This window comes from Winogradskyella sp. MIT101101 (assembly GCF_047126865.1).
GTDB classification, from domain to species: Bacteria; Bacteroidota; Bacteroidia; order Flavobacteriales; family Flavobacteriaceae; genus Winogradskyella; species Winogradskyella ouciana.
In genome coordinates, this window is the sequence record NZ_CP138982.1 from 2,233,047 (window position 1) to 2,259,084 (window position 26,038).

29 protein-coding genes and 1 tRNA gene are annotated in these 26,038 nt (G+C 35.1%); 9 read left to right on the forward strand and 21 right to left on the reverse strand.

Translation table 11 applies throughout. From position 1 onward, the window contains the following. The first annotated feature begins 31 nt into the window (after positions 1-31). On the forward strand, positions 32-1,105 hold the full coding sequence (locus SIB89_RS10015; protein WP_412559680.1) for a PA0069 family radical SAM protein: 1,074 nt from the start codon (positions 32-34) through the stop codon (positions 1,103-1,105). 65 nt (positions 1,106-1,170) lie between these two features. Here the strand turns inward: SIB89_RS10015 and SIB89_RS10020 are convergent, their stop codons facing one another. Next, the gene (locus SIB89_RS10020; protein WP_412559681.1) at positions 1,171-1,734 is read right to left on the reverse strand and encodes a hypothetical protein; all 564 of its coding nucleotides are present in this window, start codon (positions 1,732-1,734) and stop codon (positions 1,171-1,173) included. Between the two features lie 217 nt (positions 1,735-1,951). On the opposite strand from SIB89_RS10020, the gene SIB89_RS10025 reads away from it, so the two are divergent. Both SIB89_RS10025 and SIB89_RS10030 read left to right on the forward strand, forming a co-directional pair. Then, positions 1,952-2,836, forward strand: a complete 885-nt coding sequence (locus tag SIB89_RS10025) for an AraC family transcriptional regulator (RefSeq protein ID WP_155087966.1) — start codon at positions 1,952-1,954, stop codon at positions 2,834-2,836. Positions 2,837-2,849: 13 nt separating this feature from the next. Continuing rightward, on the forward strand, positions 2,850-3,023 hold the full coding sequence (locus SIB89_RS10030) for a hypothetical protein (RefSeq protein WP_412559682.1): 174 nt from the start codon (positions 2,850-2,852) through the stop codon (positions 3,021-3,023). A gap of 1 nt (position 3,024) precedes the next feature. Here the strand turns inward: SIB89_RS10030 and SIB89_RS10035 are convergent, their stop codons facing one another. From SIB89_RS10035 to SIB89_RS10045, 3 genes are all read right to left on the reverse strand, one after another. Further along, entirely contained in the window at positions 3,025-3,681 is a 657-nt protein-coding gene (locus SIB89_RS10035) for an HD domain-containing protein (RefSeq protein WP_412559683.1), read from the reverse strand. Next, positions 3,678-4,415 carry a lysophospholipid acyltransferase family protein gene (locus SIB89_RS10040; RefSeq protein WP_412559684.1) on the reverse strand — a complete coding sequence of 246 codons (738 nt, stop codon included), beginning with the start codon at positions 4,413-4,415 and terminating at the stop codon, positions 3,678-3,680. Before SIB89_RS10040 ends, SIB89_RS10035 begins: the two co-directional genes overlap by 4 nt. A 170-nt stretch (positions 4,416-4,585) precedes the next feature. Continuing rightward, complete coding sequence (locus tag SIB89_RS10045; protein WP_155087969.1) at positions 4,586-4,996, reverse strand: BrxA/BrxB family bacilliredoxin; 411 nt, start codon at positions 4,994-4,996, stop codon at positions 4,586-4,588. A 177-nt stretch (positions 4,997-5,173) separates the two neighbouring features. On the opposite strand from SIB89_RS10045, the gene SIB89_RS10050 reads away from it, so the two are divergent. Further along, on the forward strand, positions 5,174-5,962 hold the full coding sequence (locus SIB89_RS10050) for a TerB family tellurite resistance protein (protein ID WP_412559685.1): 789 nt from the start codon (positions 5,174-5,176) through the stop codon (positions 5,960-5,962). A 63-nt stretch (positions 5,963-6,025) separates the two neighbouring features. On the opposite strand, the gene SIB89_RS10055 is transcribed toward SIB89_RS10050, so the two are convergent. The 6 genes from SIB89_RS10055 to SIB89_RS10080 form a co-directional block, all read right to left on the reverse strand. After that, complete coding sequence (locus SIB89_RS10055; RefSeq protein WP_412559686.1) at positions 6,026-7,186, reverse strand: metal ABC transporter permease; 1,161 nt, start codon at positions 7,184-7,186, stop codon at positions 6,026-6,028. Next, the gene (locus SIB89_RS10060) at positions 7,179-8,306 is read right to left on the reverse strand and encodes a metal ABC transporter permease (protein ID WP_412561901.1); all 1,128 of its coding nucleotides are present in this window, start codon (positions 8,304-8,306) and stop codon (positions 7,179-7,181) included. The genes SIB89_RS10055 and SIB89_RS10060 overlap by 8 nt, the downstream gene beginning before the upstream one ends. A 316-nt stretch (positions 8,307-8,622) precedes the next feature. Beyond that, on the reverse strand, positions 8,623-9,396 hold the full coding sequence (locus SIB89_RS10065; RefSeq protein ID WP_412559687.1) for a metal ABC transporter ATP-binding protein: 774 nt from the start codon (positions 9,394-9,396) through the stop codon (positions 8,623-8,625). Between the two features lie 249 nt (positions 9,397-9,645). After that, positions 9,646-10,557, reverse strand: coding sequence for a metal ABC transporter solute-binding protein, Zn/Mn family (locus SIB89_RS10070; RefSeq protein ID WP_155087972.1), 912 nt, complete (start codon positions 10,555-10,557; stop codon positions 9,646-9,648). A 64-nt stretch (positions 10,558-10,621) separates the two neighbouring features. Further along, positions 10,622-11,425 (reverse strand): transporter, encoded by an 804-nt coding sequence (locus tag SIB89_RS10075; protein ID WP_273289765.1) that lies wholly within the window; start codon positions 11,423-11,425, stop codon positions 10,622-10,624. Beyond that, positions 11,412-12,071, reverse strand: a complete 660-nt coding sequence (locus tag SIB89_RS10080; RefSeq protein WP_273289764.1) for a metal-dependent transcriptional regulator — start codon at positions 12,069-12,071, stop codon at positions 11,412-11,414. The genes SIB89_RS10075 and SIB89_RS10080 overlap by 14 nt, the downstream gene beginning before the upstream one ends. A 118-nt stretch (positions 12,072-12,189) precedes the next feature. Between SIB89_RS10080 and SIB89_RS10085 the strand changes: the two genes are divergently transcribed. Beyond that, entirely contained in the window at positions 12,190-12,621 is a 432-nt protein-coding gene (locus SIB89_RS10085; protein WP_273289763.1) for a hypothetical protein, read from the forward strand. A gap of 169 nt (positions 12,622-12,790) precedes the next feature. Here SIB89_RS10085 and feoB read toward each other — a convergent pair whose 3' ends face one another. The 3 genes from feoB to SIB89_RS10100 form a co-directional block, all read right to left on the reverse strand. Continuing rightward, the gene (gene feoB, locus SIB89_RS10090; RefSeq protein ID WP_155087976.1) at positions 12,791-14,890 is read right to left on the reverse strand and encodes a ferrous iron transport protein B; all 2,100 of its coding nucleotides are present in this window, start codon (positions 14,888-14,890) and stop codon (positions 12,791-12,793) included. Beyond that, positions 14,883-15,116 (reverse strand): FeoA family protein, encoded by a 234-nt coding sequence (locus tag SIB89_RS10095; protein ID WP_162306918.1) that lies wholly within the window; start codon positions 15,114-15,116, stop codon positions 14,883-14,885. The genes feoB and SIB89_RS10095 overlap by 8 nt, the downstream gene beginning before the upstream one ends. 72 nt (positions 15,117-15,188) lie before the next feature. After that, a complete protein-coding gene (locus SIB89_RS10100; RefSeq protein WP_412559688.1) occupies positions 15,189-15,863 on the reverse strand; it encodes an SCO family protein in 675 nt (224 codons plus the stop codon). A 195-nt stretch (positions 15,864-16,058) separates the two neighbouring features. Between SIB89_RS10100 and rseP the strand changes: the two genes are divergently transcribed. Together rseP and SIB89_RS10110 are read left to right on the forward strand one after the other, a co-directional pair. Further along, entirely contained in the window at positions 16,059-17,405 is a 1,347-nt protein-coding gene (gene rseP / locus SIB89_RS10105; protein ID WP_412559689.1) for an RIP metalloprotease RseP, read from the forward strand. 205 nt (positions 17,406-17,610) lie between these two features. Beyond that, positions 17,611-17,684: transfer RNA gene (locus tag SIB89_RS10110), tRNA-Asn, on the forward strand. A gap of 107 nt (positions 17,685-17,791) precedes the next feature. Here SIB89_RS10110 and SIB89_RS10115 read toward each other — a convergent pair. Beyond that, positions 17,792-19,852, reverse strand: a complete 2,061-nt coding sequence (locus SIB89_RS10115; RefSeq protein WP_412559690.1) for an ATP-binding protein — start codon at positions 19,850-19,852, stop codon at positions 17,792-17,794. A gap of 54 nt (positions 19,853-19,906) precedes the next feature. Further along, positions 19,907-20,863 carry an NAD-dependent epimerase/dehydratase family protein gene (locus SIB89_RS10120; protein ID WP_412559691.1) on the reverse strand — a complete coding sequence of 319 codons (957 nt, stop codon included), beginning with the start codon at positions 20,861-20,863 and terminating at the stop codon, positions 19,907-19,909. 169 nt (positions 20,864-21,032) lie between these two features. On the opposite strand from SIB89_RS10120, the gene SIB89_RS10125 reads away from it, so the two are divergent. Beyond that, positions 21,033-21,560, forward strand: a complete 528-nt coding sequence (locus SIB89_RS10125) for a hypothetical protein (protein ID WP_412559692.1) — start codon at positions 21,033-21,035, stop codon at positions 21,558-21,560. Between the two features lie 80 nt (positions 21,561-21,640). Here the strand turns inward: SIB89_RS10125 and SIB89_RS10130 are convergent, their stop codons facing one another. Continuing rightward, on the reverse strand, positions 21,641-22,357 hold the full coding sequence (locus tag SIB89_RS10130; protein WP_273289753.1) for a hypothetical protein: 717 nt from the start codon (positions 22,355-22,357) through the stop codon (positions 21,641-21,643). A 68-nt stretch (positions 22,358-22,425) separates the two neighbouring features. Then, positions 22,426-23,235 (reverse strand): NAD(P)H-binding protein, encoded by an 810-nt coding sequence (locus SIB89_RS10135; RefSeq protein WP_412559693.1) that lies wholly within the window; start codon positions 23,233-23,235, stop codon positions 22,426-22,428. 114 nt (positions 23,236-23,349) lie between these two features. Between SIB89_RS10135 and SIB89_RS10140 the strand changes: the two genes are divergently transcribed. Next, positions 23,350-23,835 (forward strand): CBS domain-containing protein, encoded by a 486-nt coding sequence (locus tag SIB89_RS10140; protein WP_412559694.1) that lies wholly within the window; start codon positions 23,350-23,352, stop codon positions 23,833-23,835. On the opposite strand, the gene SIB89_RS10145 is transcribed toward SIB89_RS10140, so the two are convergent. The 4 genes from SIB89_RS10145 to SIB89_RS10160 form a co-directional block, all read right to left on the reverse strand. Further along, positions 23,832-24,182, reverse strand: a complete 351-nt coding sequence (locus SIB89_RS10145) for a DUF2116 family Zn-ribbon domain-containing protein (protein WP_155087987.1) — start codon at positions 24,180-24,182, stop codon at positions 23,832-23,834. The two genes, SIB89_RS10140 and SIB89_RS10145, sit on opposite strands and share 4 nt — an antisense overlap. A gap of 2 nt (positions 24,183-24,184) precedes the next feature. Further along, a complete protein-coding gene (locus SIB89_RS10150; protein ID WP_412559695.1) occupies positions 24,185-24,709 on the reverse strand; it encodes a DinB family protein in 525 nt (174 codons plus the stop codon). A gap of 38 nt (positions 24,710-24,747) precedes the next feature. After that, the gene (locus SIB89_RS10155; RefSeq protein WP_412559696.1) at positions 24,748-25,392 is read right to left on the reverse strand and encodes a spermidine synthase; all 645 of its coding nucleotides are present in this window, start codon (positions 25,390-25,392) and stop codon (positions 24,748-24,750) included. 156 nt (positions 25,393-25,548) lie between these two features. Next, complete coding sequence (locus tag SIB89_RS10160; protein WP_412559697.1) at positions 25,549-26,034, reverse strand: hypothetical protein; 486 nt, start codon at positions 26,032-26,034, stop codon at positions 25,549-25,551. Positions 26,035-26,038 lie beyond the last annotated feature (4 nt).

A 26,038-nucleotide genomic window follows, 5' to 3' on the forward strand; every position in this document is an offset into this window, starting at 1 on the left:
TTTTCAAGTTTTACTTTTTAATTATCTCTATATGAGCTCTAAATCTGTAATAAAGGGTCGTGGTGCCCAGCGCAATGCCCACAACCGTTTTTTCGAATTATCGCACGAGATGCGTGATGATTTCTTGGAGTTCTGCGAAAAAGAAGGTGAAATAGCGGACAAAAACAAGACACTTTACCTTAACGTATTTCCCAAAACCATAGTCAATAAAGTCACTAGTCCAGATGTTGGTATGGCTTATTCCATGAATATGTACCAAGGTTGTGAGCATGGTTGTATTTATTGCTATGCTCGCAATAGCCATGAGTTTTGGGGTTATAGTGCAGGCTTGGATTTTGAGCGTCGCATTTTAGTGAAGAAAACAGCTCCTAAACTTTTAGAAGCTCATCTTAAAAAGAAAAACTGGAAAGCACACCCAATAGTAATGTCGGGCAATACGGATTGTTACCAACCTGCCGAAAAGAAATTTGAACTTACCAGACAATGTCTAGAAGTGTTTCTAAAGTACAAACACCCAACATCAATAATAACAAAAAATGCTTTAATCCTTCGGGATTTGGATTTGCTTAAAGCATTGGCAAAAGTTAATTTGATTTCAGTCAACGTGTCCATTACCTCCTTATCAGAAGATACCAGACGCATTTTAGAACCAAGAACGGCAACGATTAAAAGACGGCTTCAGGTTGTAAAAGAATTAAGTGATAATGGTATTCCTGTTAATGTGATGTTAGCGCCTATAATTCCATCGATAAATAGTCATGAAATTTTACCCATGGCAAAAGCAGTTTCAGAGGCTGGAGCCCTCAGTATTGCACATACCATTGTAAGGTTAAACGGAGCTATTGGTGAGATTTTTACCGATTGGATTAAAAAAACACTACCAGATAGGGCAGATAAAGTATTACACCAAATCGAAAGTTGCCATGGTGGAACCTTAAACGAAAGTAGATACGGAGTTAGAATGCGTGGAGAAGGCAACATTGCTAAGCAAATCAATGATTTAGTGAAATTAGCTAGACTTAAATATTTTAAGGATAAAAGTATGCCAAGGCTTAACACAGATTTACACGAGCAATACAAAGTAGGACAAATGAAATTGTTTTAAATAAAAAAGTGGGCTAACTAGGCCCACTTTATCACTAAATAATTAACTAATATATAAACAACAATTTATATTCTAAACCTCTTGATGTAAACCCTATCGTTAGTTCTTACAATTGCTGTATAATCACCACGATTAGTTTCATCTAATTTATAAACCCTATTTAAGATATCTTCTTCCTGTCCATCAACACTTTCGTTGTAGATCAACTCATCTTCGTAATAAAGTTCCACTTCCATTTCCTTTGTGTCTAAAGCAATTTTAGAAATGATAATTTTACTGTTTTCTGTTCTAAAAACCGGTTTGAAGATTTTCTCTTGAGAGTCCGTTAACAAGGTTACTTCCTTGTTTTTTACATTTAAATTTAAAATTTCAATCTCAAAGTCTTTACTGATCTCAACAGTGTAAACACCATCATTTAATTGACTGAAATCAAAAAGTCTTATAAGGTTTCCGTTATAATTAATACGTCCTTGGTAGATGACTTCACCAGATGAATCAGTTACAGATATACTGTCTCCTTCATTTATAAATTTAAATGTAGGTAGGGTTCTTAATGTTTCGCTTGCGTAGCCTGTGTATGTTCCAAACATCACTGCTACTACTAAAATACTTTTAATAAGTGTTTTCATTGTTTTCAATTTTTTGGGGTTAAACTAAATTAACACTACAAAGGTATGTTGCATCTTAAGCTTAGAAAACAAGGATTTTGGCACATTTATGTTCTAAATTAACCTTATATTCGATATTTGAATTTATATGGGTTAAAATAGCACACATTATTGGTAATTGAACATAGGTTTTATGTCTTAATATCAGCTAAATTTGTTTAAGCACTTGATTATGACAATGAATAACACGAAACGTAAACCGACATTAGAAAAGATAAGTCCAGAGTTTGGAAGTTCTATTTTAATTAGAAAACATAATGTTGATGCATATGCTGGAGAAGTGAAGCCTTTTTGGCACTTTCACCCAGAAATTGAATTAGTTTACGTTAATAAAGGAAAGGGTAAGCGTCATATAGGAAACCACTTGTCTTATTTTAACAATAGTCAGTTGTTACTTATTGGGTCTAATCTCCCACATAACGGTTTTACGGATCGTCTTACAGTTAATGGTAGCGAAACGATTGTACAGTTTAGACCCGAATTTCTAGGTGAGTATTTCTTTAATATTCCAGAGATGGAAGGCATTAATAATCTATTCGAACGTGCTAAAAGCGGCATTTTATTTGGCGTAAAAACAAAGAAAAAGATTGGTAAGAAAATAGAAAAACTATCAGAAAAAGAGGGTTTTAAAAAAATATTGGTGCTCCTCGAAATATTGCATGGTTTGGCAAAGTCAGAAGATTATACGATACTTAATGCCGATGGTTATGCGTTTGAAACAGAACCACAAGATAGTGCCAAGATTGATATTGTCTTTAAGCATGTCAATCAAAATTTTCAAGAGCATATTAGTTTAGAAGAGATTGCAGATAAGGTAAGTATGACGGTGCCTGCGTTTTGCCGTTATTTTAAAAAAGTAACGGGAAAAACATTTACTAAGCTAGTCAATGAATACCGTGTTGTACATGCTACCAAACTGCTTTCAGAGAGCCAAATGAGTATTACAGATGTTTGTTATGAGTGTGGATTTAACAACTTTTCGCATTTTAATAAGCTATTTAAAGAATTTACAGGGAAGAGTGCTTCAAAATACCGAAGCGAATTAAAATTAATGGTGCAATAGCAATAAGAACGTAATGGACACAAAGATTGATATAGCTATAGAATATTACACTAAAAAAGGGCAAAGCATTTTAAATAGTGTAAATGCAAATTCAAATCTTACGGCAGATGAACTTATTAAATATGGTGAAGAAATGGCTGTTATTGAGTATAAACTGACAGCACTTGAGATAGCCAAGGAAAACTAAGTTACTTGTTACCTTCCCATTCGTCATAAAACTGTTTCAAAAAGCCTTCCATATATTTATGCCGATCTGCCGCAATTCGCCTCCCAGTTTTGGTATTCATCTGGTCTTTTAATAGTAACAGTTTTTCATAAAAATGATTTATGGTTGGCGCTTTTGTGGCCTTATACTCGGTCTTGGTCATGTTTAGGTTTGGTTTTATTTCTGGGTCATAGAGTGGTCTGTTTTTAAACCCTCCATAATTAAAACAGCGCGCAATGCCAACAGCACCAATAGCGTCTAATCGGTCTGCATCTTGTACCACTTCCATTTCCTTTGAGGTAAAAGAGGTGTTTAAATCAAAGGAATTTTTAAAGGACATGTTTTCAATAATCTTGGTGACATGCTCAATGATTTCGCTATCTACATTTTGCTCTAAAAGAAATTTGCTTGCTTTTTTTGGCCCAATGGTTTCATCACCATCATTGAATTTTGGGTCGGCAATATCATGAAGTAATGCCGCCAATGAAACTAAAGTTAAGTCAACATTTTCATGTTTAGCAATCCGTAGCGTATTCTTATAAACACGCTCAATATGAAACCAATCGTGGCCACCTTCAGCATGTTTTAATTGTTCCTTTACAAAGGCTTTTGTGGCTTCTATGAGTTTATCATTGGTCATGCGTCGATACTACTTTTTACTTGAGCTTCAATAAGGCTTATCAACTCAATTTTGTCTTCATAATGATTAGCTTGTAAAGGCTTATGAACCCTAAATGTGATATGTGCACCAATTCCCATTGGGAATTTCCCATAGCGCAGGGTTTTCCATGAGTTGTTGATAGTTATCGGTACCACTAATGCGTTTGGTACATGCTTTACCATGGTTAACAATCCTTTGGTTTTAAAAGGTTTTGGATGACCATTTCTACTTCTGGTACCTTCAGGAAAAATAACAGCAGCCCAATTGTTTTTTTGTACGCGTTCGGCAAACGCTTCAATGGCTTTAATAGATTCAACAGGTTTTTTCCTATCGATTAAAACCGATCCACCATGACGCAAATTATAGGACACACTTGGAATGCCCTTACCCAATTCTTTTTTACTGATAAATTTTACATGGTGCTTCCTGAAATACCATATTAAAGGCGGAATGTCATACATGCTCTGATGGTTGGCAACCAAGATTAGAGGAATTCCCTTTTCAATGTTATAAGGATTGGTAAAAGAGAAGGTCGTGCCTAAAACGTTAAGGCACCTCATGATGAAAAACTGCAGCCAGTCCACACTGATTTTATGAGCTTGGTAACCAAATACATTTTTACAAAACCATTGTATTGGGTGAAATACTACCAAAGTTAGCCCAAAGCAGATGAAATAAAACACTGTAAGAGGGTAAGCCAGCAATTTTGTCATAATACAAAAGTAAATCAATGAGGTAGATGCACAAAAAAACCACGAATTAATTCGTGGTTTAAATATTTAAAAAATTAATCGTCATTGCGAACACAGTGAAGCAATCTTTTTAATTTATAGATAAAATTTAGCGAGATTGCTGCGTCATTCACCTTTGAAATGACATGAAATTAACAATGCTCATTATAAGCATCCATAAGATTTTCTGAAATTAATTCTGCAGGACGACCTTCAATATGGTGACGTTCTAACATATGAACCAATTCTCCGTCTTTAAACAAGGCCATACTTGGTGAACTTGGTGGAAAAGGAATCATATATTCTCTTGCTTTGTCTGTAGCATCTTTATCAACACCTGCAAAAACAGTCACTAAGTGATCTGGGCGTTTTGCGTTCTGTAAACTCATACGAGCACCAGGTCTGGCATTAGCTGCTGCACAACCGCAAACCGAATTCACCACTACCAAAGTCGTTCCTTCTTTTGCCAAAGCCTCATCAACAGCCTCTGTTGTATGTAATTCTTCAAAACCTACGTTGGTTAAATCTTCACGCATTGGTTTTACTAATTCTGCTGGATACATATTTCAATTTTTTATTAAACTAATTTTGAACTGCAAAGATACGGAAAAAAGTAAGCAGTATTCAGTATTTAGTAAGCAGTATCAATCATGCTATTTTGATTTTCAATGGTAACAAACGGCAGAAATAATCTACTAACAAGTAGTATATTTGAATTTTAATAGATAACAAGAGAATACATGAGTTTTGCAAAATGGATAGGAGGTGCCATAGGCTGGTCATTTGGAGGGCCAATTGGTGCTATAATCGGATTGGCAATAGGAAGTTTTGTTGATAATTTAGCTGGAAACGGAACTCCACTGCTAGGTGAGCAACAAACAGGAAGGCAAAGACGTGACCCTTATAGTCAACGACGAACACAAACCAGAACTAGTCGTCCTCAAACACAATCTGGTGATTTTGAAGTGAGCCTTTTAATATTGGCTTCAGTTGTGATAAAGGCAGATGGTAAACAAGATCAACGTGAGCTGGATTACGTACGTCAGCAGTTTAGAAATATGTATGGTAAGGAACGTGCCAACCACGCCTTTAAGTTATTTAAGGGTATAACCAAACAAAACATTTCTACGCACAAAGTTTGTACTCAAATACGTCAAATGATGGATCATCCATCACGTTTGCAACTGCTTCATTTTTTATTCGGGATTGCTAAAGCAGATGGTCATGTAACCGAAGACGAAATGCGACAAATCTATACCATTTCTGGGTATTTGGGCATTAGCAACAAGGATTTTGAAAGTATAAAGGCGATGTTTTATAACAGTTCTGACAATGCCTACAAAATTCTGGAAATCGATAAATCGGTTTCTGATGATGAAGTAAAACGTGCTTACCGAAAAATGGCAAAGAAATACCATCCAGACCGTGTTGGGCATCTAGGCAAAGAACACCAAGAAGGAGCAGAGGAAAAGTTTAGACAAGTGCAAGAAGCTTATGAGCATATTCAGAAGGAGCGTGGGTTTAAATAGGTTTCAGTAAGCAGTCTGTGAAAAGCAAAATCAAAAATCGTAATTCGTAAATCAAAAATTGATTTACCCTCTAAACAAAAAGAAGTCATCTTTCATATCTTCAATCTGAGCATCTTCGTTGGTAATAATATAGTCGATGGCTTTAGACGTGAATTCATCGCCTTTTTCAGTAAGGGATACGATCTTATTGTCAATAGTAATCATATTGTTCTTCTGCGCTAAGTCTAATATGCTTTTAGAGCGCACTTTTTGCCAATTGATATGCTCGTTGAGATGTTTTACGTGGCGTTCAGAGATTTCATCATGGTTTTTTAAATGCAATAAAAAGGTGATAAGCGATACTTCTCTACGCTGTTGTTTTTCTCTATACATCACAGCTATAATACCTTTTGTTGGTGCAAATAAATAGACCAATAGAAAGACAAGCCCTAGCACTGTGGTTATGGAACCAGAAATGGAAGCATCTAGCCAATGTGCTACCCAATAGCCTAAAATGGCGCTAAAAATCCCAAATCCAATAGAAAGTCCAAGCATTTTCTTTAAATCCGTTGTTAAAAGATAAGCCGCTGCAGCAGGTGCAATCATAAGGGCAACGACTAAAATAGCACCAACGGCATCAAAAGCGCCAACGGTTGTTACGGACGACACCGACATTAAACCATAGTGAATAATGGCTGGAGAAAACCCAAGAGATGCGGCTAAGCCTTTATCAAACGTGCTGACTTTTAATTCCTTAAAAAAGGTAAATAGTAAGGTGACTGTAATAAGTAGAATTGTCCCAACGATCCAAAGCGATTTTGGACCGACATCAGTGCCAGCAATAAGTAGTCTATCAAAAGGAGCAAAAGCTAATTCACCCAATAAAACGGCATCAACATCCAAGTGTACGTCGTTGGCGTTTTTGGCAATCATAATCACACCAATACTAAACAATGCAGGAAATACCAAACCAATAGCAGTGTCTTCCTTTACCAATCCTGTTTTCTGAATATACTCTACTAAAATTACGGTGATAATTCCTGTTAGCGCTGCTAAAAGAATGAGTAAAGGTGAGTTTAAATCGTGCGTAATAAAAAAACCGACAACAATACCTGGTAAGATGGAATGGCTTATGGCATCGCTTATCATTGCCATTTTTCTGAGCACCAAAAATGTTCCTGGTATGGCACAGGCCACAGCAACCAAACTTGCAATCAACTGTATTTCAAACTGTGCGCTACTCATCGTTTTCGTTTTGTTGGTTGTATAAATTTGAAGCTGCTTCAAACCCTTTTTCAGTTAAACTCCACATATTACCTTGTAGTTCTACATAGCCTTTATCTACCAATTTCTGTAAAGTGCCTTTGGTATAACCTTGAAAGTTGTTCAAAATAATAATAGCATGTGGATGCGAAATATCCTCGTGCGTTGCAGCAATGTTATGCATAAATGCCAATGTTTTGTGTAATTCTAAATCACGACGGTTTTTAATAAACCTGATCTGTTTAAACAACAATCCTCGACTAGGTGAAAAAACAAAAGAAATAATAACAAAAACCGCTGCTACCAAAACAATGACAGGTCCAGTGGATAAATTATTCTGACTGGCACTAATCGCAGTACCAAATACTCCTGAAAAAGCTCCAAAGAGCGCAGCCAAAAACACCATAACTGATAATTTGTTGGTCCATTGTCTTGCTGCTGCAGCTGGTGCCAAAAGCATGGCACTCATTAATACCACACCAACAGTTTGTAAGCCTAAAACAATAGCCAAAACAATAAAACTGGTAATAAGTATATCAATGGTTTTGGTATTGAAGCCAAGTGTTTTGGTATAGTCTGCATCAAAGAGCAGTATTTTGAATTCTTTCCAAAAGGTGAGCATAATGATTAAACAGATTCCTGTGACGATTGCCATTAGCCATACATCACTTTCAACTAAGGTTGCTGCTTGTCCAAAAAGGTATTTATCCAATCCGGCCTGATTGGCATTGGGCTGTTTTTGAATAAAGGTCAACAGCAACATACCAAAGCCGAAAAACAAGGATAAAATCAAGCCTAAAGCCGTGTCTGATTTTAAATGGGTTTTTGTAACAATACCTCGAATCCAGAAGGTGCCAATAAGACCACTGACCAGTGCTCCGAGCAATAAGGTGTTACTATCCTTTGCACCAGTAATTAAAAAAGCGATGGCAATACCTGGTAATGCAGCGTGTGAAATCGCATCTCCGAGTAAACTCTGTTTTCTGAGTACGGCGAAACTGCCCAACATTCCGGTTACCGCACCTAGTATGGCAGTACCAAGAGTTATGGTTCTAAGTGTGTAGTCTGTGAAGACGAGTTCTATGTATTCTGTTAAGTCTATAATTTTCTTTTATTTACCATTGCGAAGCTGATTTTTAATCAGCTGCGGCAATCTGTTTTTTTTCTTTTGTTCATTTTGTCTTGATACAAAACGAACCGAAAAATCACGATCAAAATTAGGAAATTGCTAAAGCACCATTCACTTTCAGAACTTCGTGCTTAAGGCTACGCCTTGCATCTTCGTTCTTTCGTTCATTATTTCTGAATTTTGATGTTTCCGACCTTGTCGGAATATCAAGTTCGATTTATATTTTGGTTTTCATTAGTTAGAGTATGTACTGCAAACTGCGACTGAACACTGTTTACTTTACACTTTTCTACTCTTGTATACTCACCTTATAGTTAATACCATAAGTCTTCGTTAAATTATCATCATTAAAAATGTCTTTCACTGGTCCTGTGGCAATTTTCTTCACATTTAAGAAGGTCACCCAATCGAAATATTCTGGTACGGTTTGTAAATCGTGATGAACAACAATAACCGTTTTGCCAGCTTTTCTTAAGGCTTTTAATATATTAATGATGGCGATTTCAGTTGAAGCATCAACACCTTGAAACGGTTCGTCCATAAAATAGATGGATGCATTTTGTACTAGAGCTCTTGCTAAAAATATACGTTGCTGTTGCCCTCCTGAAAGTTGACTAATCTGTCTGTTTTTAAAGGGTAGCATACCTACTTTTTCAAGGGCTTCAAGTGCTGCTTTCTTTTCTTTTTGTCCTGGTCGTTTAATCCAGCCCAGACTTCCATAGGTGCCCATCATCACCACATCTAAAGCGGTTGTTGGAAAATCCCAATCGACACTTCCTTTTTGAGGCACGTAAGCTACTAGCTGTCGTTGCTTTTCGTAGGGTTTGTCGTATATGGCGACACTACCTGCTATGGGTTTTAAAATACCAAGAATAGATTTTATCAAGGTTGATTTTCCTGCTCCGTTTGGCCCAACAATAGCCATAAGAACTCCTTCTGGAATTTCTAAATCGATATCCCAGAGTACGGGTTTGTAGTTGTAGGCTACGGTGAGGTCATCTACTTTAACTGCTACCACTCCTACGGAAGCAGGAGTCTCATTGTCTTTAGTTTGTTTCTTCATAATTTAATTTATGTTCATTTTGCCTTGATGCAAAACGAACCAAAAAATCACGATCAAAATTAGGAAATTGCTAACGCACCATTCACTTTCAGAACTTCGTACTTAAGGCTACGCCCTGCATCTTCGTTCTTTCGCTCATTATTTCTGAATTTTGATGTTTCCGACACAGTCGGAATTAGGGACATTCATTTATGCTATTTTCTGTTCTTTTGGTTTATTTCTCACTAATCACTAATCACTAATCACTAATCACTTCAAAGCATTTACAATCGTATTCACATTATACTCAAACATACCAACATAGGTCCCTTCAACTGTACCAGCATTTCCAAGGGCATCAGAATATAAGGTGCCTCCAATTTCTACTTCATGACCTTTTGACTTTACAGCAGCTTGTAGTGCTTCAATCGTTCGTTTTGGCACAGAGCTTTCTACAAAAATAGCTTTGATTTGTTTTTCAATAATAAAAGCAGCTAATTTCTGTACATCTTGAACGCCAGCTTCTGTTGCAGTGGATAATCCTTGAAGGCCGACCACTTCAAAATCGTAAGCTTTTCCGAAGTAATTAAAGGCATCATGTGCTGTCACCAATATTCTCTTTTCTTTTGGAAGCGTTTCGATAACGGTCCTTACTTTTTCTTGAAGTTCATCCAATTCTGATAAATATTTCATTTTATTGGCTTCAAATGTGTCCTTGTTTTCTGGATTATTTTCGGATAGAACTTCTGTTACTTTTTCAGCAAATTGCTTAAAATAGTCAATATTAAACCATACATGTGGATCGTAATTGGAAGCAAAGTAATCAGAACCAATCAATCCTTTTTTGTCTAGTTGATCGGCCAATGCTATAGGAGTTTTCGCTTGATTACCCATTTTTTCAAAAACCTCTACTAGTTTGCCTTCAAGATGCAACCCATTATAAAAAATAATATCTGCATTAAACAGTTTTGTTACGTCACCTTCACTTGCTTTGTAAAGGTGAGGATCAACTCCACTTCCCATTAAACCTTCTACATTAATAGCATCTCCACCAATGTTTTTTACCAAATCGGTAATCATAGTTGTTGTGGTGACTACATTTAATTTACCATTGTCGTTTTTCTCGTTTTTACAGCCAAATACTGTTATTAATAAGAGAAATAGTAGTGTTATATTTTTCATTTAAATTTTGTTTTCAATTGCATTTCGACTGCGCTCAATGTGACACGCACAGTAAAAATTATCTTTATTTTTTCTTTCTTATTCTATAGCTTAATCCAGCTCCAATTAAAATATCTTGCCCTTCGGTAAAACTTGTACCGAAATAGGCATCAAGTTGTAAATCGTTGCAAACTAAATAGGTCAGTCCTGCATCCCAAAAGTGGTTGGCAGAACTGTCTTCTGGCAAGTCTCCATACACTTCAGCGTACATTCCGAATTTTTCTGTAAAACTATAACCATAAGCAAGCGTATAGATTGCTGCAGCTTCAGGAGAGTCATCTCCCCATTGTGCACCAATATTATAACCAAGACTAGAATTTTCACTCAAAGTATGTGATAGCGAAAGTCTAAAATCTACTCCCGTATATTCTGGTCTGTAGTCTTCTGCAGCACTAAATACCGGAAATACACGGGCTATCAATGCGATCTCTGGCATACAGCCATCTTCTTCGGCAATATCTAACTTCAAACCAAGTAATAATGGAGAAAGACCACTGGTAACATTATCTAATTTGTTGCCGTTTACTGTGGTTACGCCTTCAACAAAATCCCAGCCTAATCGAAATTCCAGATTATCTAAAATTCCGTAACGTATCAGCATAGTGTTGTACGTGTAGTTTTCAGACTTAATATTATTCTCTTCAAAGGATTCGTAAAGTCCTCCGGTTTCAAATTGTAAAACACCTTTACCTACTGTTGAAGAGGCTTCGGTTGCATCTGGTCTATCGGTTACTATTGCTTCTACATTATCAGTTTCTTGTGCAAAACCAAATTGTAACGCGGTAAATAAAGTGAGACTCAATAATAAATTTCTGTTAGTTAGCTTCATTGACATAAATTAAGGTTGTAAAATCTTCGTTTAATAAAATTGTGTTGTTTTCAACTGAGAGTTCAGTCATTTTGTTGTTTTTGAATTGCTTTGAAACTTTGATTTCATTGCCATATTTTAATTTGTGATGCGCGCAAAACTCAAAGAATTCCTTGTCATCGCTTGTTAAACGAGAAATGACATATTTTTTTCCTTCAACAGCATTAGACAGCGGAATGGAAGTGTCTGTTGTTGTTATTTCTCCTTTTGAATTTGGAATTGGGTCACCATGCGGATCAAACTTAGGGTTGCCGAGATACTCACTGATTTTATTGGCCAGCAAATCTGAAGTTTGGTGCTCTAAAAGCTCTGCTTCTCTGTGTATATCGTGCAAAGACATATCAAACATTTTAAAGAGAAAGGCTTCCCAAAGACGATGTTTTCTAATTACATTGAGCGCCATTTTTTTGCCTTTATCTGTTAGCTGTAATTCTTGATACTTTTCATAATGCAGCAAATCCTTTATAGCCAGTTTTTTTGCCATATCGGTTGCAGCAGCATTGGATATACCAAGTTTTTTAGCAATATTCCCTGGTTTTGTGTTGCGAGCATCGTGGGAATTATTGTTATAAATAGCTTTTATAAAATTTTCAGTAGCTACGGACATTTATAATTACTTTAATTAATTTTTAAGTTAGCTTAAATATTTTTCAAATGTAGCTAAAATATTTTATAATTTGTCACATTAATAAATTATTTAAGTCTTTAGATTATATATTAGTAATATGAGAAAAGGACTGTTTTTATTATTGTGCTGCATTGTTGGTTCATTTAATGCACTAGAAGCACAAAACGTTGTACAAAAAGATTCGTTAAGTATCAGCAAATTCATAAAATTGAATGAAAAGGCAAAGTTCGGCACTTTTCAAGTGGAATTCAACAAGGTGATAAACGATTCAAGATGTCCAAAAGATGTAATGTGTGTTAGAGCAGGTGAGGCTTTTGTAGAAGTGTTGATTTATAAAGATTCAAAATTTATTCAAAAGAAGAAACTTAGAATTGATGCCAGCGGTTTTGTAACGGCTAGCAATAACTTAGCTTTTTATTCTGAGGATTTATTAATTTATGGTTTTAGCTTAACTCCATATCCCGACACTTCTGTTGAAACAAAAGAAGAGGATTATCAGCTGGAAGTTGTCTTTCAGCCTAAAGAATGAATCAAACACTATGATTATAGTTTATTTTAGGTTAATGGCATCCGCAGTCATCAGTCCCACAAGCCGAAGAAGATTTGCTTTTTGGCTTCCAAATAAATTTTCTTACCAGAAATAGAAGTGCTAAGCCTAGAGCAAAAAAAACCAATATGTTTTGAATAAGTGTGTTCATTTATTTTAACATTTGAAATGCCGCCAATGCTACAAGATAAGCAAAAGCACTCATGATTACAAGTTGGTACATGGGCCACTTCCACGAGTTGGTTTCACGTTTTACAATGGCTAGTGTGCTCATGCACTGCATGGCAAAAGCATAGAACAGCAATAAGGAAATACCTGATGCAAAATTAAATAAGGGTCCACCAAGAATTGGGTTGACCTCGCCAGCCATTCTGTTTTTAATAGTTTCCTCTTCATCACTACCAACGCTATAAATGGTCGCCAATGTACCTACAAAGACTTCGCGTGCTGCAAAAGAACTTACAATGGCAATACCAATTTTCCAATCGTAACCCAAGGGTCGTATCGCAGGTTCAATTGCTCTTCCTGTAATACCAATAAAGGAATGTTCTAACTTGTGTGATGCAATTTTTTGCTGTAACTCGTCCTCAGACAGATTTTCTGAAGCAAATTGTTCCGTAACAATAGTATCTGCATTGTTGAATTGTTCGCCAGGACCGTAAGAAGCTAAAAACCAAAGAATAATTGAAATAGCCAGGATGATTTTTCCTGCGCCAAATACAAAAGCCTTTGTTTTCTCTAAAACCGTTAAAGCTACATTTTTAAATAACGGTAATTTGTAGTTGGGCATTTCTACTACAAAAAAAGTTTTACTCCTTATTTTCAGTATCTTATTCAATATCCAAGCTGAACCAACCGCAGCTCCAAACCCGATCAGATACAGCAGCATTAAAGTTAAGGGTTGGTAACCTAATCCTAAAAAGCGACCTTCAGGTATAACTAATTCTATAATGATTAAATACACTGGTAAACGTGCAGAGCATGTTGTAAATGGAGTTACTAAAATGGTAATTAAACGTTCTTTCCAGCTTTCAATATTACGTGTCGCCATTATTGCAGGTATGGCACAAGCTGTCCCGGAAATTAAAGGCACTACGCTTTTTCCGCTTAGTCCAAACCGTCGCATAATTCTGTCCATTAAAAAGACCACACGACTCATATAACCGCTTTCTTCGAGAATGGAAATAAAGAGAAATAAGAAAGCAATCTGCGGAATAAAAATAACAATACCTCCAAGCCCAGGAATAATGCCTTCGGCTATAAGGCTTGTAAATGCTCCATCTGGCAGCGTGTTTTTTGTCCATTCACTTAAAGACGCAAACGCACTATCAATAAGTTCCATAGGAATTTGTGCCCAATCGTATATCGCCTGAAAAATAGTTAAGAGTATTATTCCAAATATGAGGTAGCCCCAAACCTTATGTGTTAAAATCCTATCTAATTTAACCCTTAAATCCTTAGCACTGGCCAAATCAATAGTTTGCCCTTTTTTAAGCGTGTTATTGATAAACTGATAGCGCTTTATTGTTTCTTTTTGCTGAAGTCGTTTTAGATCTGCTTTTGTTTTTGTTTTAAAATCTGAAACGGCATCTATGGTGTTTCTATCGGTTTTACCAAAGTTGACATCTTGGGTAATCACTAACCAAAGTTTGTACAATAATTGATTGGGAAATGCTTTTCTTAGATTATTAAAATAATCCTCATCTATTGACGAAGCATTAAGGCATGGTTTTGTAGAGAGGTCTTTATAATTTGCAATGAGCTCCTTAAGTTCACCAATGCCTTTATTCTTCCGTGTACTTATAAGTGCAATTTTGGTTTCGAGCTGTTGCTCTAAATAATCAATATCCAAGGAGATACCTTTATAGGCCATTCGGTCTGACATATTGATGACCAGTATGGATGGAATTTCCAAATCCTTTATTTGGGTAAAAAGCAAAAGGTTTCGCTTTAGATTTTCAACATCACTGACTACAACAGCAACATCAGGAAAATCTTTATCGTTTTTATTAAGGAGCAGTTCAATGACCACATTTTCATCAAGCGAAGAGGCATTCAAACTGTAAGTTCCGGGTAAATCAATAATATGTGCTTTTACACCTCGAGGTAATTTGCAGATGCCTTCCTTTTTTTCAACTGTAATACCAGGATAGTTACCCACCTTTTGATTCAATCCTGTTAAGGCATTAAAAACAGAGGTTTTTCCTGTGTTTGGGTTTCCTATTAAAGCAACGTTGATTTGTTTAGCCATTTATTACCTCTATTATTATGTGCACAGCAGTTTCCTTTCTAATGGCCAAATGCGAGCCATTAATGTTGAGGTACATGGGATCTGCAAAAGGAGCAACTTGAACCAGCTCCACAGAATTACCCGGCAAACAGCCCATTTCGAGAAGTTTTAAAGGAATATGGATTGAGGAAACATCTTTAATAGTACCTTGTTGTCCACGTTTTAATTCTGCTAGTGTCAAGCTTATTCTTATTTAGATTGAATTTAAAGAAGCAAAAATAGAATAAAATTTTAAGGGGCTAAAACCTTTTTAAAGAATTTAGGATTCGTCTTTTAAGGTTTCAATATCTTCCAGAAGCTTTTCGATGTCTTCAGGATTTGTACCGTCATAAAATCCTCTGATTTGACGCTTTTTATCAATAAGCATAAAGTTTTCGGTATGTATCATGTCGTACATATCACCATTGCCTTGCGTTTTTACCGCTAAGTAGCTTTTTCTGGCCAATTCATAGATTTGTTTTTTATCGCCAGTCACTAAATTCCATTTACGGTCAATGACGCCTTTTTCCTTGGCATACTTTTTAAGTTGTGCAACGCTATCTATTCTTGGAGTAACAGAATGGGAGAGGAGCATTACATCGTCATCACTAATTATTTCCTTTTGAATTTGATACATATGATCCGTCATAATCGGACAAATCGTTTGGCAGGTCGTAAAGAAAAAGTCAGCTACATATATTTTGTCTTTGTAAGTGTTTTGCGTAATGGTTTCGCCATTTTGATTGATTAAACTAAAATCCGCAATTTTATGATATTTAATTTGGTGCTGAATAGTGCTATCCACCAATTCTTCACTAACCATGGCTGGCTGGTATATTGGCAATGGTCGTTCAACATTAAGAATGCTGTAAATTATGCCAATGATAATGACACAAAGGACAGAAAAGAAAATTCCGAATTTTTTATAGCGCTTAAAAAACGAAAGAAAAGACATTGATATTTCGTTAAAATTTTTGAATTGCAAAGATACAACAGTTGGCAATTTGACTCTATTATTTTAACAGAAACGTGAGAGAGAAATCCTATGATTTATAAATCGGTGTTAAAAATAAATCGATTGGAAATACAATTATTTTCTAAGTTGCTTTAAAACCTTACTTTTGTCAATTGAAAATTTGAAAATGACTACATGGAATTTGTAATTAAGATATCCCAATTTTTACTGAGTTTATCGCTTCTAATCGTATTGCACGAGTTGGGCCACTTTATACCAGCCAAATTATTTAAAACCAAAGTAGAGAAGTTTTATCTCTTTTTTGATGTAAAATACTCGCTGTTTAAAAAGAAAATAGGGGATACTGTATATGGAATCGGTTGGTTACCACTTGGAGGTTACGTAAAGATTGCCGGAATGATAGATGAGAGTATGGATAAGGAACAAATGGCACAACCTCCACAACCGTGGGAATTCCGTTCTAAACCAGCTTGGCAACGGTTGATTATTATGCTTGGTGGTGTTACAGTTAACTTTATTCTGGCTTACTTTATTTATGTCTTTATTTCCTTTGCTTATGGTGATAAAGACTATACGCTAGAAAGCCTTAAAGATGGGTATTTAATTGAAAACCAATTAATGCTCGATTTAGGTTTTAAAACAGGTGATAAAGTAATTGCGGTTAATGGCGAACCTGTTGAAGCACACTCAGACGTTATTAAAAGCTTGATTTCTGCAGAGGAGTTTACTGTAGAACGTAACAACGAAACTAAAAACATCAATTTACCGGAAGATTTCTTGGGACAGTTGTCTTCTAGAAAAAACCGTTCTAGTCTATTTAACCTTAGAATACCGTTTATGGTAGCAAAGGTTGATGATACTATGCAGAATAAAGATGTTGACCTAAAGCAAGGAGATGTTCTGTTAGCTATAAATGGAAAAGGGATTAGATATTTTGATCAATTAGAACCAAGATTGAAAAACTATAAAAACCAAACTATTACTGCCACACTTTTGAGAGACAATGATAGTATTGAGAGGGAATTAAAAGTAAACTCAAATGGTAAAATAGGTGTGTTTCCGGGTATTTCAGAAAATAAGTTTGAAGAATTAGGATATATAGATATTACCAGAAAGGAGTATACATTTTTAGAGAGCTTTGGTGGTGGCGCAGATAAATTTGTAGATCAAGTAGCAGGTTATTTTGATCAGTTAAAGGCGATTTTTACGCCAAGTACAGGAGCTTATAAGGGTCTAGGCGGTTTTAAAGCCATCTTTGATATTTTCCCAGAAGTATGGAGCTGGGAAGCTTTTTGGAGACTTACAGCTTTCTTGTCAATTATGTTGGCAATACTTAATCTGTTACCAATACCTGCCTTAGACGGTGGACACGTTATATTTTTATTGTACGAAATGATATCTGGTCGCAAGCCAAGTGAAAAGTTCTTAGAGCGTGCGCAAATCGTTGGATTCTTTATCTTAATCGCTCTGGTATTATTTGCTAATGGTAATGACGTTTTTAGGTGGATAACAAACCGATGATGAATTTTAATTTTTAAATCAAAAAATTAAAATTTCATATTGTAGAGATTAAAAAATAATTTATATTTGCCCTCGCTTAAGCGAAAAGCATCTTCCTCAGTAGCTCAGTTGGTTAGAGTTCCGCAGGTGCGGAATTAATCAGAGGGCATAGAGAAAGGTTAAAAAACCACAAGTTTGGTGTCTTGTTAAAACACTACTTATAAATTCCTCAGTAGCTCAGTTGGTTAGAGCATCTGACTGTTAATCAGAGGGTCACTGGTTCGAGCCCAGTCTGAGGAGCAAAAGCCCAACTACCATGTTGGGCTTTTTTTATGCACTGTCTCAGCAGGATTTACAACAGTTTTGAAAAGTTATTAGGTTCAATACCAAAACAACCCATAAGGTTATTAAGCTACAACTTTTTTTACTGAGAAATATTTGATTAAAATATTTTGGAGTTTCTCCTTAGATAAGGGCTTAGTAAGATAGTCGTTCATACCAAGTTTTAAGGATTTGTCTATGGCTTGTTTTGTGACATCAGCAGATAGGCCAATGATTAATATGTCCTTATTAACTTCTCGTATTAAGCGGGTTGCTTCATAACCATCCATCAAAGGCATATGGATATCCATTAATATCAATTGGTATTGTTTTTCCCTAGCCATTTTCACAGCACTTATACCATCTTTGGCTTTATCTGTTTTTACACCAAGATCTCGAAGAAGTTTAGTTAAGACAAGAACATTAATATTGTTATCATCTACTACTAAAACTTTTATATTCTCAAAACTAAAATGGAATGAATCAGTGTTAAAATTGTTTTGAGGTTGAATTTCAGATAATGCAAAAGGTATATTAAACATAAATTCACTGCCTTTGCCCAATTGACTATCAACAGAAATTGTACCTCCCATTAATTCAACTAAATTCTGGCTTATCGCCAAGCCTAGCCCACTGCCTTCATGTTTTTTCTTAATTCCCTGATCTACCTGCGTAAATCTTTTAAATATTTTTGAAAGGTTATACTGAGGTATGCCAATCCCTGTATCCGAAACTTTTAATGATATGTTTAGACAATTGTCCTTTAGAGTTTCTTTGTAAACCACACAAGCGCCACCACGAGCTGTAAATTTCAAGGCATTTTTTATAAGATTGATAATAACTTGGTTGAATTTTCCCTCATCACCCACAACGGACAGCTCTGAATTGGAGTGAAGCTCTAAATCTAGGTACAGATTTTTTGTTTCAAATTCTGCTTTAAACTGACTTACTAAAGCCGCAACCTCTTTACTTGGTGTAAACACAACCTCATTTAAACTCATTTCCCCAGATTCTATTTTGTCTATTTCAAGTACATCATTTACCAAAGCCAAGAGGTTTTTAGAAGATTTGTCCATTAGATACAAATAATGCGCGTTGTTCTCTGGGTTGCTCGAATTTTTCAATAATTGAATTAGTCCTAAAATACCATTCAAAGGTGTCCTAATTTCATGGCTCATGTTAGAGAGAAATTCTGTTTTAGCCATTGATGCTCTTTCTGCTCTATTACGCTGCTTACTAAGTTTTTTATTGGTTATTTTTAATTTTTTATTTGCTCTGACAGCCCTTGTGGTTTCAAGCTTTGCTCTTAAATGGAAATAAATAAGTAGGCTCATTAAAGTAGATAGTGCCAGTCCAAAGATAAGCATGTTGTTTATTGAAGAACTTTTGTCGTTTAAAAAATTGGCAGAGGCTGGCTTTACTTTTATGGACCAAAATTGACTATCTAAACTATCGATTTTCAATGTATTGCTATATACAAAATCATCATTGCCAGTTTCGGATTGGGTTGGGTTTTGAGTATAGAAAACAGTCCCTTTATCATCACGGATTTCTACACTATAATCAGGCAGGTTTTCTGCAAATGCATCAAGGTTTTTCTTAAAATCCATTCCCGCAGTAATCGTTCCTCTAAATTTGTTCTGAAAGTAAACGGGAACGTCTACTAAAAAGGCGTGACCACCCTGAGTCATCTTAAACCACGAGGTTACATTGGTAGATCCATCTAAGCTATGTCTAATCCACTCATCGCGTCTGTAGTCAATTTTAGAAATATCCAACCCGATAGCGGCTTGGTTTCCTAGGGTAGGGTTTATTTTGCGAATGATCATAAGATCATCTATCCACTCAATAAATTTAAAAGAAGGATTTTGCTGTAATATTAATTCCGCATCATGTTCCCAATAATCAAAATAAGCGCCATTTGTAATCTGAAGTCTATCCTTTAAATTTTCTAAACTCTGAATATCTCTTTTAACAATAGAAAGAAACTTTTGCGATAAGAGTTCGCCCGAATTGTGAACCCTATTTTGAAGCGCTGATTTTTGAGCACTAATAGACTGATCCCATAAAAATAGAACGAGTAGGTTAAGAAATATAAAAGAAAAAAGAGGAATTAGGGCTTCTCTTTTTCTCACTTTTGTAAACATTTGAGGCTTTAAAGCGCCGAATATAAAACATTTATATAATTTAACAAATAATTCTTAAGAGGTATGGTACTTTTTCTTTAATGCTCTCAACATCTCAGCAGTCATAGCATCCAAGTCAAAACTATGCTGCCAATTCCATTCCTGTCTGGCTACACTATCATCAATAGAAGATGGCCAACTATCAGCAATGGCTTGCCTAAAATCGGGTTTATAGGTGATTTCAAAATCAGGCATTTGCGCTTTTATGCTTTCATATATTTCTTTTGGAGTAAACGAAATAGCTGAAAGGTTATAGGATGACCTAATAGTCAAATTTTCTCCCGGTGCTTCCATCAAATCTATTGTTGCCTTTATAGCGTCGTCCATAAACATCATTGGTAAACTTGTATCTTCTGAAAGAAAACATTCATATGTTCCTTTTTTGATAGCTTCATGGTAAATTTCTACGGCATAATCCGTTGTGCCACCACCAGGCATAGCTTTATGACTTATAATACCTGGATAGCGAATACTTCTAACATCAACACCGTATTTTTTATAATAATATTCGCACCAGCGCTCACCTACCTGTTTCGTTATACCATAAACCGTAGTTGGCTCACAGATGGTATGTTGAGGTGTGTCTTCTCTAGGAGTTGTAGGGCCAAAAACGGCAATGCTACTAGGCCAATAGACTCTTTTTATGTTACCTCCCTTGGCTAAATTAAGGACATGGAAAAGGGAATTCATGTTGAGATCCCAAGCTTCCATAGGGTATTTTTCGCCTGTAGCACTTAATAAGGCAGCCATTAGATAAACGGTATCTATATTGTGGTTTTTACAGCAGTCTTTTATAGCGTTGAAGTTCTTGGCATCAATAATTTCAAAAGGACCTGAATTAACCAAGTCTAGCTTTCTGGTATTAATGTCGCTGGCTATAACATTCTCTGTACCATGTATTTCTCTTAACTTAGTTGTAAGCTCTGAGCCAATTTGTCCACAGGCACCAATTATTAATATTTTAGAAGGCATATAGTTTAATTAAAGTATCTTCAAAAATAGCAAGAATTTAGACGTCTAAAAATTAAAATTTTCAAAAAAAACAGCTTTAAAGTAAGAAGTTGTCAATCTTCATTTTAAGAATATACTATAAACCCAAAATAATAGTTTAAGTATATTTACAATCAAATTATAACAGTATATGAGAATAGGTTTAGTGCTCTTAAATATATTTAGCTTTCTATTAATGAGTTGCGGAGATGGGGAATCACAATCTCAAATCACAGACACCGAAACTGAGAACCAAAAAACTGCGATTACGGCAAAGGCTATTGAGAATTTTGATTATTCTGATTATGCCTTGAGTACCAATGGAGAGGAAGCTGTTGCTGATTGGGAAAAATATCAAGAATTGGCAATCCAAATTAGCTATCTTAAAAAAGCGGACTTATCTTTTTTTAATGGGGACAAAAAACTCTTAAAGAAGTTTATAGACGAATTTAAAGCACAGATTCCAGAAGATTTACAGACTAACCCAATTATTTCCAGAACGATAATTATTGAAACAACACTTTTAAGGTTAAACGAAAATCTAACACTAGACAATATAGATAGTGACTTAAAATTAGAAAGCGTTAAAGAGGTCGTCGTTGCTTTTTCTAATCTTAATTATCAAATCAACAAAAAATTATCGCGCGATATTTACGAACAGATTAAAGCAGAATATTAGAATTTGGTAAGAAACCAAAAAGATTGAAAATAAAAAAAGCTGCCAATTGGCAGCTTTTTTTATACATCGTGTTGTGATTATTAGTTCTTTTTAGCAGCGGCAGCTTGTTGTGCTTGTTGTGCTTTTTGGCTTTCTAAAGCTTGGCGACTCACTTTTGCCAAATTAAAATTAGGATCTATGGCCAAGGCATCGTTCATTAACTTAATAGCTGCATCTATATTTGCAGTTTTGTCTTCAGTAAATGTTTGTAGTCCCTTTAAACACAATAATGCAGCTTTCATAGAAGTTTCGTAAGGCTGTTGGGTTTCGTAGAAACCACGCTTCATATCATCTGTTACATTGGCTAAACCATATTCAATTTTAGATTTAGCACCTGCTGAATCACCAGTTTGAATTTTCATGTCAGCAATTTCGTATGCCAAGTAAACATTAGGATCGCGCTCAAACAAAATCTCGTAATGCTCTAAAGCTAATTTTGGCTGATTTAGATTTTTAAGTGCTAAAGCTTTAACTTCAACATTCATATCCGAATCCGTTGCGTTTTTTTCAATACCTATAGTATTTAAGGCCTGCATATACTTACCTTCAGAAAGGTATAAGTATGCAAGGGTGTCTTGTCTAGCAACTGATGGCTCTAAAAGATTAAGGTGTGTCATAGCATTAATAATACCTTGTACATCACCCTGTTTTTTCATTTGCTGGTAATACGCTTCGTAGTGTTCCTTTAATTCTGCATTGGTCTGGGCAAAAGCACTAACTGAAAATAGTATCGCAATTGCTAATGTAATCTGTTTCATTGTCTTAAAATTTTGAGGGCTAAAACTATAAAATTTAATGTGAATAGCTCTTAAAAAACTATTAATTTCTATAGCGCCTGTTTAAAAGTGTATTTCAAAAGCTGTACCAAGTTAGTACTATCTATTATTTTTCCTTTGCTTTTGGATTCCGAATTAAACTCTGGTAACTGTAAACTATGGTGTTTGCAATAGGCTGTATAGTATTCGCTTTTCTTAGGATGATCTGGGTGAGCTGCATTAAAAACCATATTCCAATGGTTATTTTTTAATATTTTGCCAATGATTTTTATGCAATCGTCTTTATGAATCAAATTGATTGGGGCATCGGGATTAGCAACATTTTTCTTTCCTGAAAGATATTCTGCAGGATGCCTTTCTTCATCAAACAAACCACCAAATCGTAATATAGTAGTATTGAAGTTTGAATTGTTTTGAAGCGTTTGCTCAATTTCTATAAGTTGCTTAGAACTATTTGAAGTTGCATTGGGCAAGGTATCACTATCTATTATAGGAAAATCCTCTTCATCTTTAAAAACCGAAGTTGAGCTCACATAAAGCACGTTTTTTATTTGTGCTGCCTCAATAGCTACCACTAAATGCGTTATTTCGGCAACATGGTTTTTGGACGGATTTTTTCTTAAGCCAGGTGGAATATTAATGATTACAGTTTCGCTTTCCGCTAAAAATTCTGAAGGATTCCCAGAAATTCCATTTTCACCTAACTGAATTAAATAACTATCGATTGAAGCTTTTTTTAGTTCTTCAATCTTGTTTTGAGATGTTGTTGAACCCTTTATTTTATGGCCTTCACTAATTAATGCTTTAGCCAAAGGAAAGCCAAGCCAGCCACAACCAATGATACTTATTTGATTTTTCAAACGTCGATGAGTTTATAAAGGATAAAAGTACCTAAAATTTAGACCAAGAACTTATCATTTTGTCAAACAAGTAATTTTCACTAAATTTAAAATTAACTCTAAAATTCAAACGTTATGGGAATAAAAAGTTTTCAAGGTGCTCGTAAGCAACAACAGCAAAGCACTAGTCAGCCTGTTGCGCTAAAAGTAAAAGATTATATGACCACAAATCTCATAACATTTAAACCAGACCAGTCCGTACAGCAAGTGGTAGAGTGTTTAATAAAATATAAGATCTCTGGTGGACCAGTAGTTAATGACAAAAATGAGTTAGTAGGTATTATTTCTGAAGGGGATTGTTTAAAACATCTGAGCGAAAGCCGATATTATAATATGCCTCTTCAGCAGGATAATGTAGAAAAACGTATGGTTGCCAATGTTGAAACCATTGATGGCAACATGGATGTTTTTGATGCTGCAAATAAGTTTCTAAATTCTAAACGAAGACGTTTCCCTATAGTTGAGAACGGTAAATTGGTAGGTCAGATAAGTCAAAAAGATATTTTAAAAGCAGCACTTCAACTGAAAGGAGAAAACTGGAACAGTAAAACCAAGGGTTAATCGTCTCGTTTTACCAAAGCATAATAGTCTCCTTCTAAAGGCAAGTAGCCTTGGTCGTAAACAAAATAGTAGATCGTACCTGCTTTTGTTGTATAAATACTTGTGAAATAATTAAAATCAAAACCACGCTCAACGAGTTTTGCTCTAGAACATTTAGTTTTTTTGTTCGGATTAAGGGCTTCCAAAATCCTATAATTTTTTCGTAGGCGATTATTAGTGTTTCTAATAAGATTTTTGGAATCTTTGTTAATGCGGTTGTTATAAGCGTTACGGCAACCATCACTGCAGAATTTTTTATCAACTCTGCCTATAATTCTATCGCCACATTCTGGACATTTTCTATGCATAATTATGTGTTTAAAATTGGGATGTACGCCACCCAAGGCCCTACTTCGTTTTTATATTGCTTTGCCATAACTCTACTTATTTGGGCAATATGACCTAAATCATGAGTTACCCAGCAGGCTAATAATTCACTAATAGAAACTTCACCTAGTTCTGGATGCATACCTTTTTGTTGTAATTGTTCGCTCGATAAATTGAGTTGCTTTAAAACCTTGAGATTATCTTGTCTTAAATTCTCAAATTCATTTAGTAGTTGGGTGATGGTTTTTCCTTTGGAATTTTCAAATTGTGCAAACCGATCGAAGGATTCAAAGGTTTTGTTTTCAGAATTACTGAGAATGATTTTAAGACGTGGTATCCAATCCGTTTTTTCGCCATGAATTAAGTGTCCAACCACATCATATGGGTTCCAGGTGTCACCTCCTTCGTTGGCAAAAAGCCAATCGTTAGAGAGATTGCCCAAATAGGATTTTAAGGTTTTTGGCGTTTGTTCTAAAATTTCTAATGCCTTTTCAGTCGAATACTTCATACGTAGCGACAAAATACAAAATATTCGTTTACAAACGTTTACAGAGATTTTAAAATCACGAGTGTATTGGTATCGTTAACGTTTTCAAAAACATCGACTTTATACACTTTTGCTTTAAGGTAATTGATGAGCTGATTTACACTTTCGTTTTTAGCATCTTTTACAGAGGCATTAAAGATGATATCACCTTTTGAAGATTTTAAATTGAGCGTATGTTCCCAAAATTCTTCAGATAAAAATTGATTGGGAACAGATAAATCTATAAAAAGATCTACAATGATTAAATCGAACTGAGCTTTACTCTGCTTAACAAATTCAAACGCATCAGCACAGTAGATTTTGAGATTGTTATTTTCTGAAATACCAAATTCACTATTGGCAATACCTATAATTACAGGGTCAATTTCAACAGCTGTAATATGTTTATTGAATTCAAAATCTTTACGAAGCGTATCAATAACGCTTCCGCCTCCCATGCCTAACACTAAAATAGAGTTGACTTTTTGTAAGTTTATTTTTTCAATTCCAAATTTTAAAATGCGTTGAAGCGAGCCATAACTATAGTTGGCATTTTGGGAGTTGAGGTGCTTTTTACCATTGTGCCAGGTGATTTCTAGAGTACCACTATAATCGGATTCTATAGTTTTTGTTACCGGCAAGATGTAGCTGAGTAGCTGTTTCATATCGCGATTAAAGATGCAATTTCATAAATAGTACTGTCATTTGGTGTATTACCTTTTCCCTTGTCTAATTCGCTAAAATGCTTGGTATCAGTTTTCTGGTTAAGAACGAAAGATAGAAAAAACAAGAAGATTTTTTAGCTTAGTTCATTGTTGCCCTTAGTTATCTTTTATTTCTTTCAATTTTTTGAATAAATACACAACTATTATAATTAAAACTAACGTTTGAGAAATTGCAAATCCGAGATTAAACCAACCGTAAAACAAAAAATATTCGCCTATTCTGAATTGAGTATCATCCATCGCAGATTCAGAATAAATACCAGATAATTTCTCTGTCAATGGTGTTAAAACAAGAATAGTAATTCCCAGAATAATCAATAATTTTTTTGGAAATTTAGAAGGTTCAACTCCAAATTTTATTGATTTTATCTTAACTCTTTCTAAAAGAAAAAATGCAGTTAATGAATATAAAACCAGAGTTATTATGGGGAAAACGTAGGTCATTATATTATATGAAACTCCTAATTCTGCCAAACCAAAATAAAGTAAATTAATCAGGAAATATAATATTGACTCAATGGCAACAATAAAGATAAACCCGAAGATTATCCATAATATCAGTAAAATATTTTCTTTTCGCATTTGG

Excerpts from the sequence above, each read along its gene's own strand:
- SIB89_RS10015 (WP_412559680.1), top strand. The coding sequence starts at position 32 with ATGAGCTCTAAATCTGTAATAAAGGGTCGTGGTGCCCAGCGCAATGCC.
- SIB89_RS10020 (WP_412559681.1), bottom strand. The coding sequence starts at position 1,734 with ATGAAAACACTTATTAAAAGTATTTTAGTAGTAGCAGTGATGTTTGGA.
- SIB89_RS10025 (WP_155087966.1), top strand. The coding sequence starts at position 1,952 with ATGAATAACACGAAACGTAAACCGACATTAGAAAAGATAAGTCCAGAG.
- SIB89_RS10030 (WP_412559682.1), top strand. The coding sequence starts at position 2,850 with ATGGACACAAAGATTGATATAGCTATAGAATATTACACTAAAAAAGGG.
- SIB89_RS10035 (WP_412559683.1), bottom strand. The coding sequence starts at position 3,681 with ATGACCAATGATAAACTCATAGAAGCCACAAAAGCCTTTGTAAAGGAA.
- SIB89_RS10040 (WP_412559684.1), bottom strand. The coding sequence starts at position 4,415 with ATGACAAAATTGCTGGCTTACCCTCTTACAGTGTTTTATTTCATCTGC.
- SIB89_RS10045 (WP_155087969.1), bottom strand. The coding sequence starts at position 4,996 with ATGTATCCAGCAGAATTAGTAAAACCAATGCGTGAAGATTTAACCAAC.
- SIB89_RS10050 (WP_412559685.1), top strand. The coding sequence starts at position 5,174 with ATGAGTTTTGCAAAATGGATAGGAGGTGCCATAGGCTGGTCATTTGGA.
- SIB89_RS10055 (WP_412559686.1), bottom strand. The coding sequence starts at position 7,186 with ATGAGTAGCGCACAGTTTGAAATACAGTTGATTGCAAGTTTGGTTGCT.
- SIB89_RS10065 (WP_412559687.1), bottom strand. The coding sequence starts at position 9,396 with ATGAAGAAACAAACTAAAGACAATGAGACTCCTGCTTCCGTAGGAGTG.
- SIB89_RS10070 (WP_155087972.1), bottom strand. The coding sequence starts at position 10,557 with ATGAAAAATATAACACTACTATTTCTCTTATTAATAACAGTATTTGGC.
- SIB89_RS10075 (WP_273289765.1), bottom strand. The coding sequence starts at position 11,425 with ATGAAGCTAACTAACAGAAATTTATTATTGAGTCTCACTTTATTTACC.
- SIB89_RS10080 (WP_273289764.1), bottom strand. The coding sequence starts at position 12,071 with ATGTCCGTAGCTACTGAAAATTTTATAAAAGCTATTTATAACAATAAT.
- SIB89_RS10085 (WP_273289763.1), top strand. The coding sequence starts at position 12,190 with ATGAGAAAAGGACTGTTTTTATTATTGTGCTGCATTGTTGGTTCATTT.
- feoB (WP_155087976.1), bottom strand. The coding sequence starts at position 14,890 with ATGGCTAAACAAATCAACGTTGCTTTAATAGGAAACCCAAACACAGGA.
- SIB89_RS10100 (WP_412559688.1), bottom strand. The coding sequence starts at position 15,863 with ATGTCTTTTCTTTCGTTTTTTAAGCGCTATAAAAAATTCGGAATTTTC.
- rseP (WP_412559689.1), top strand. The coding sequence starts at position 16,059 with ATGGAATTTGTAATTAAGATATCCCAATTTTTACTGAGTTTATCGCTT.
- SIB89_RS10115 (WP_412559690.1), bottom strand. The coding sequence starts at position 19,852 with ATGTTTACAAAAGTGAGAAAAAGAGAAGCCCTAATTCCTCTTTTTTCT.
- SIB89_RS10120 (WP_412559691.1), bottom strand. The coding sequence starts at position 20,863 with ATGCCTTCTAAAATATTAATAATTGGTGCCTGTGGACAAATTGGCTCA.
- SIB89_RS10125 (WP_412559692.1), top strand. The coding sequence starts at position 21,033 with ATGAGAATAGGTTTAGTGCTCTTAAATATATTTAGCTTTCTATTAATG.
- SIB89_RS10130 (WP_273289753.1), bottom strand. The coding sequence starts at position 22,357 with ATGAAACAGATTACATTAGCAATTGCGATACTATTTTCAGTTAGTGCT.
- SIB89_RS10140 (WP_412559694.1), top strand. The coding sequence starts at position 23,350 with ATGGGAATAAAAAGTTTTCAAGGTGCTCGTAAGCAACAACAGCAAAGC.
- SIB89_RS10145 (WP_155087987.1), bottom strand. The coding sequence starts at position 24,182 with ATGCATAGAAAATGTCCAGAATGTGGCGATAGAATTATAGGCAGAGTT.
- SIB89_RS10150 (WP_412559695.1), bottom strand. The coding sequence starts at position 24,709 with ATGAAGTATTCGACTGAAAAGGCATTAGAAATTTTAGAACAAACGCCA.
- SIB89_RS10155 (WP_412559696.1), bottom strand. The coding sequence starts at position 25,392 with ATGAAACAGCTACTCAGCTACATCTTGCCGGTAACAAAAACTATAGAA.
- SIB89_RS10160 (WP_412559697.1), bottom strand. The coding sequence starts at position 26,034 with ATGCGAAAAGAAAATATTTTACTGATATTATGGATAATCTTCGGGTTT.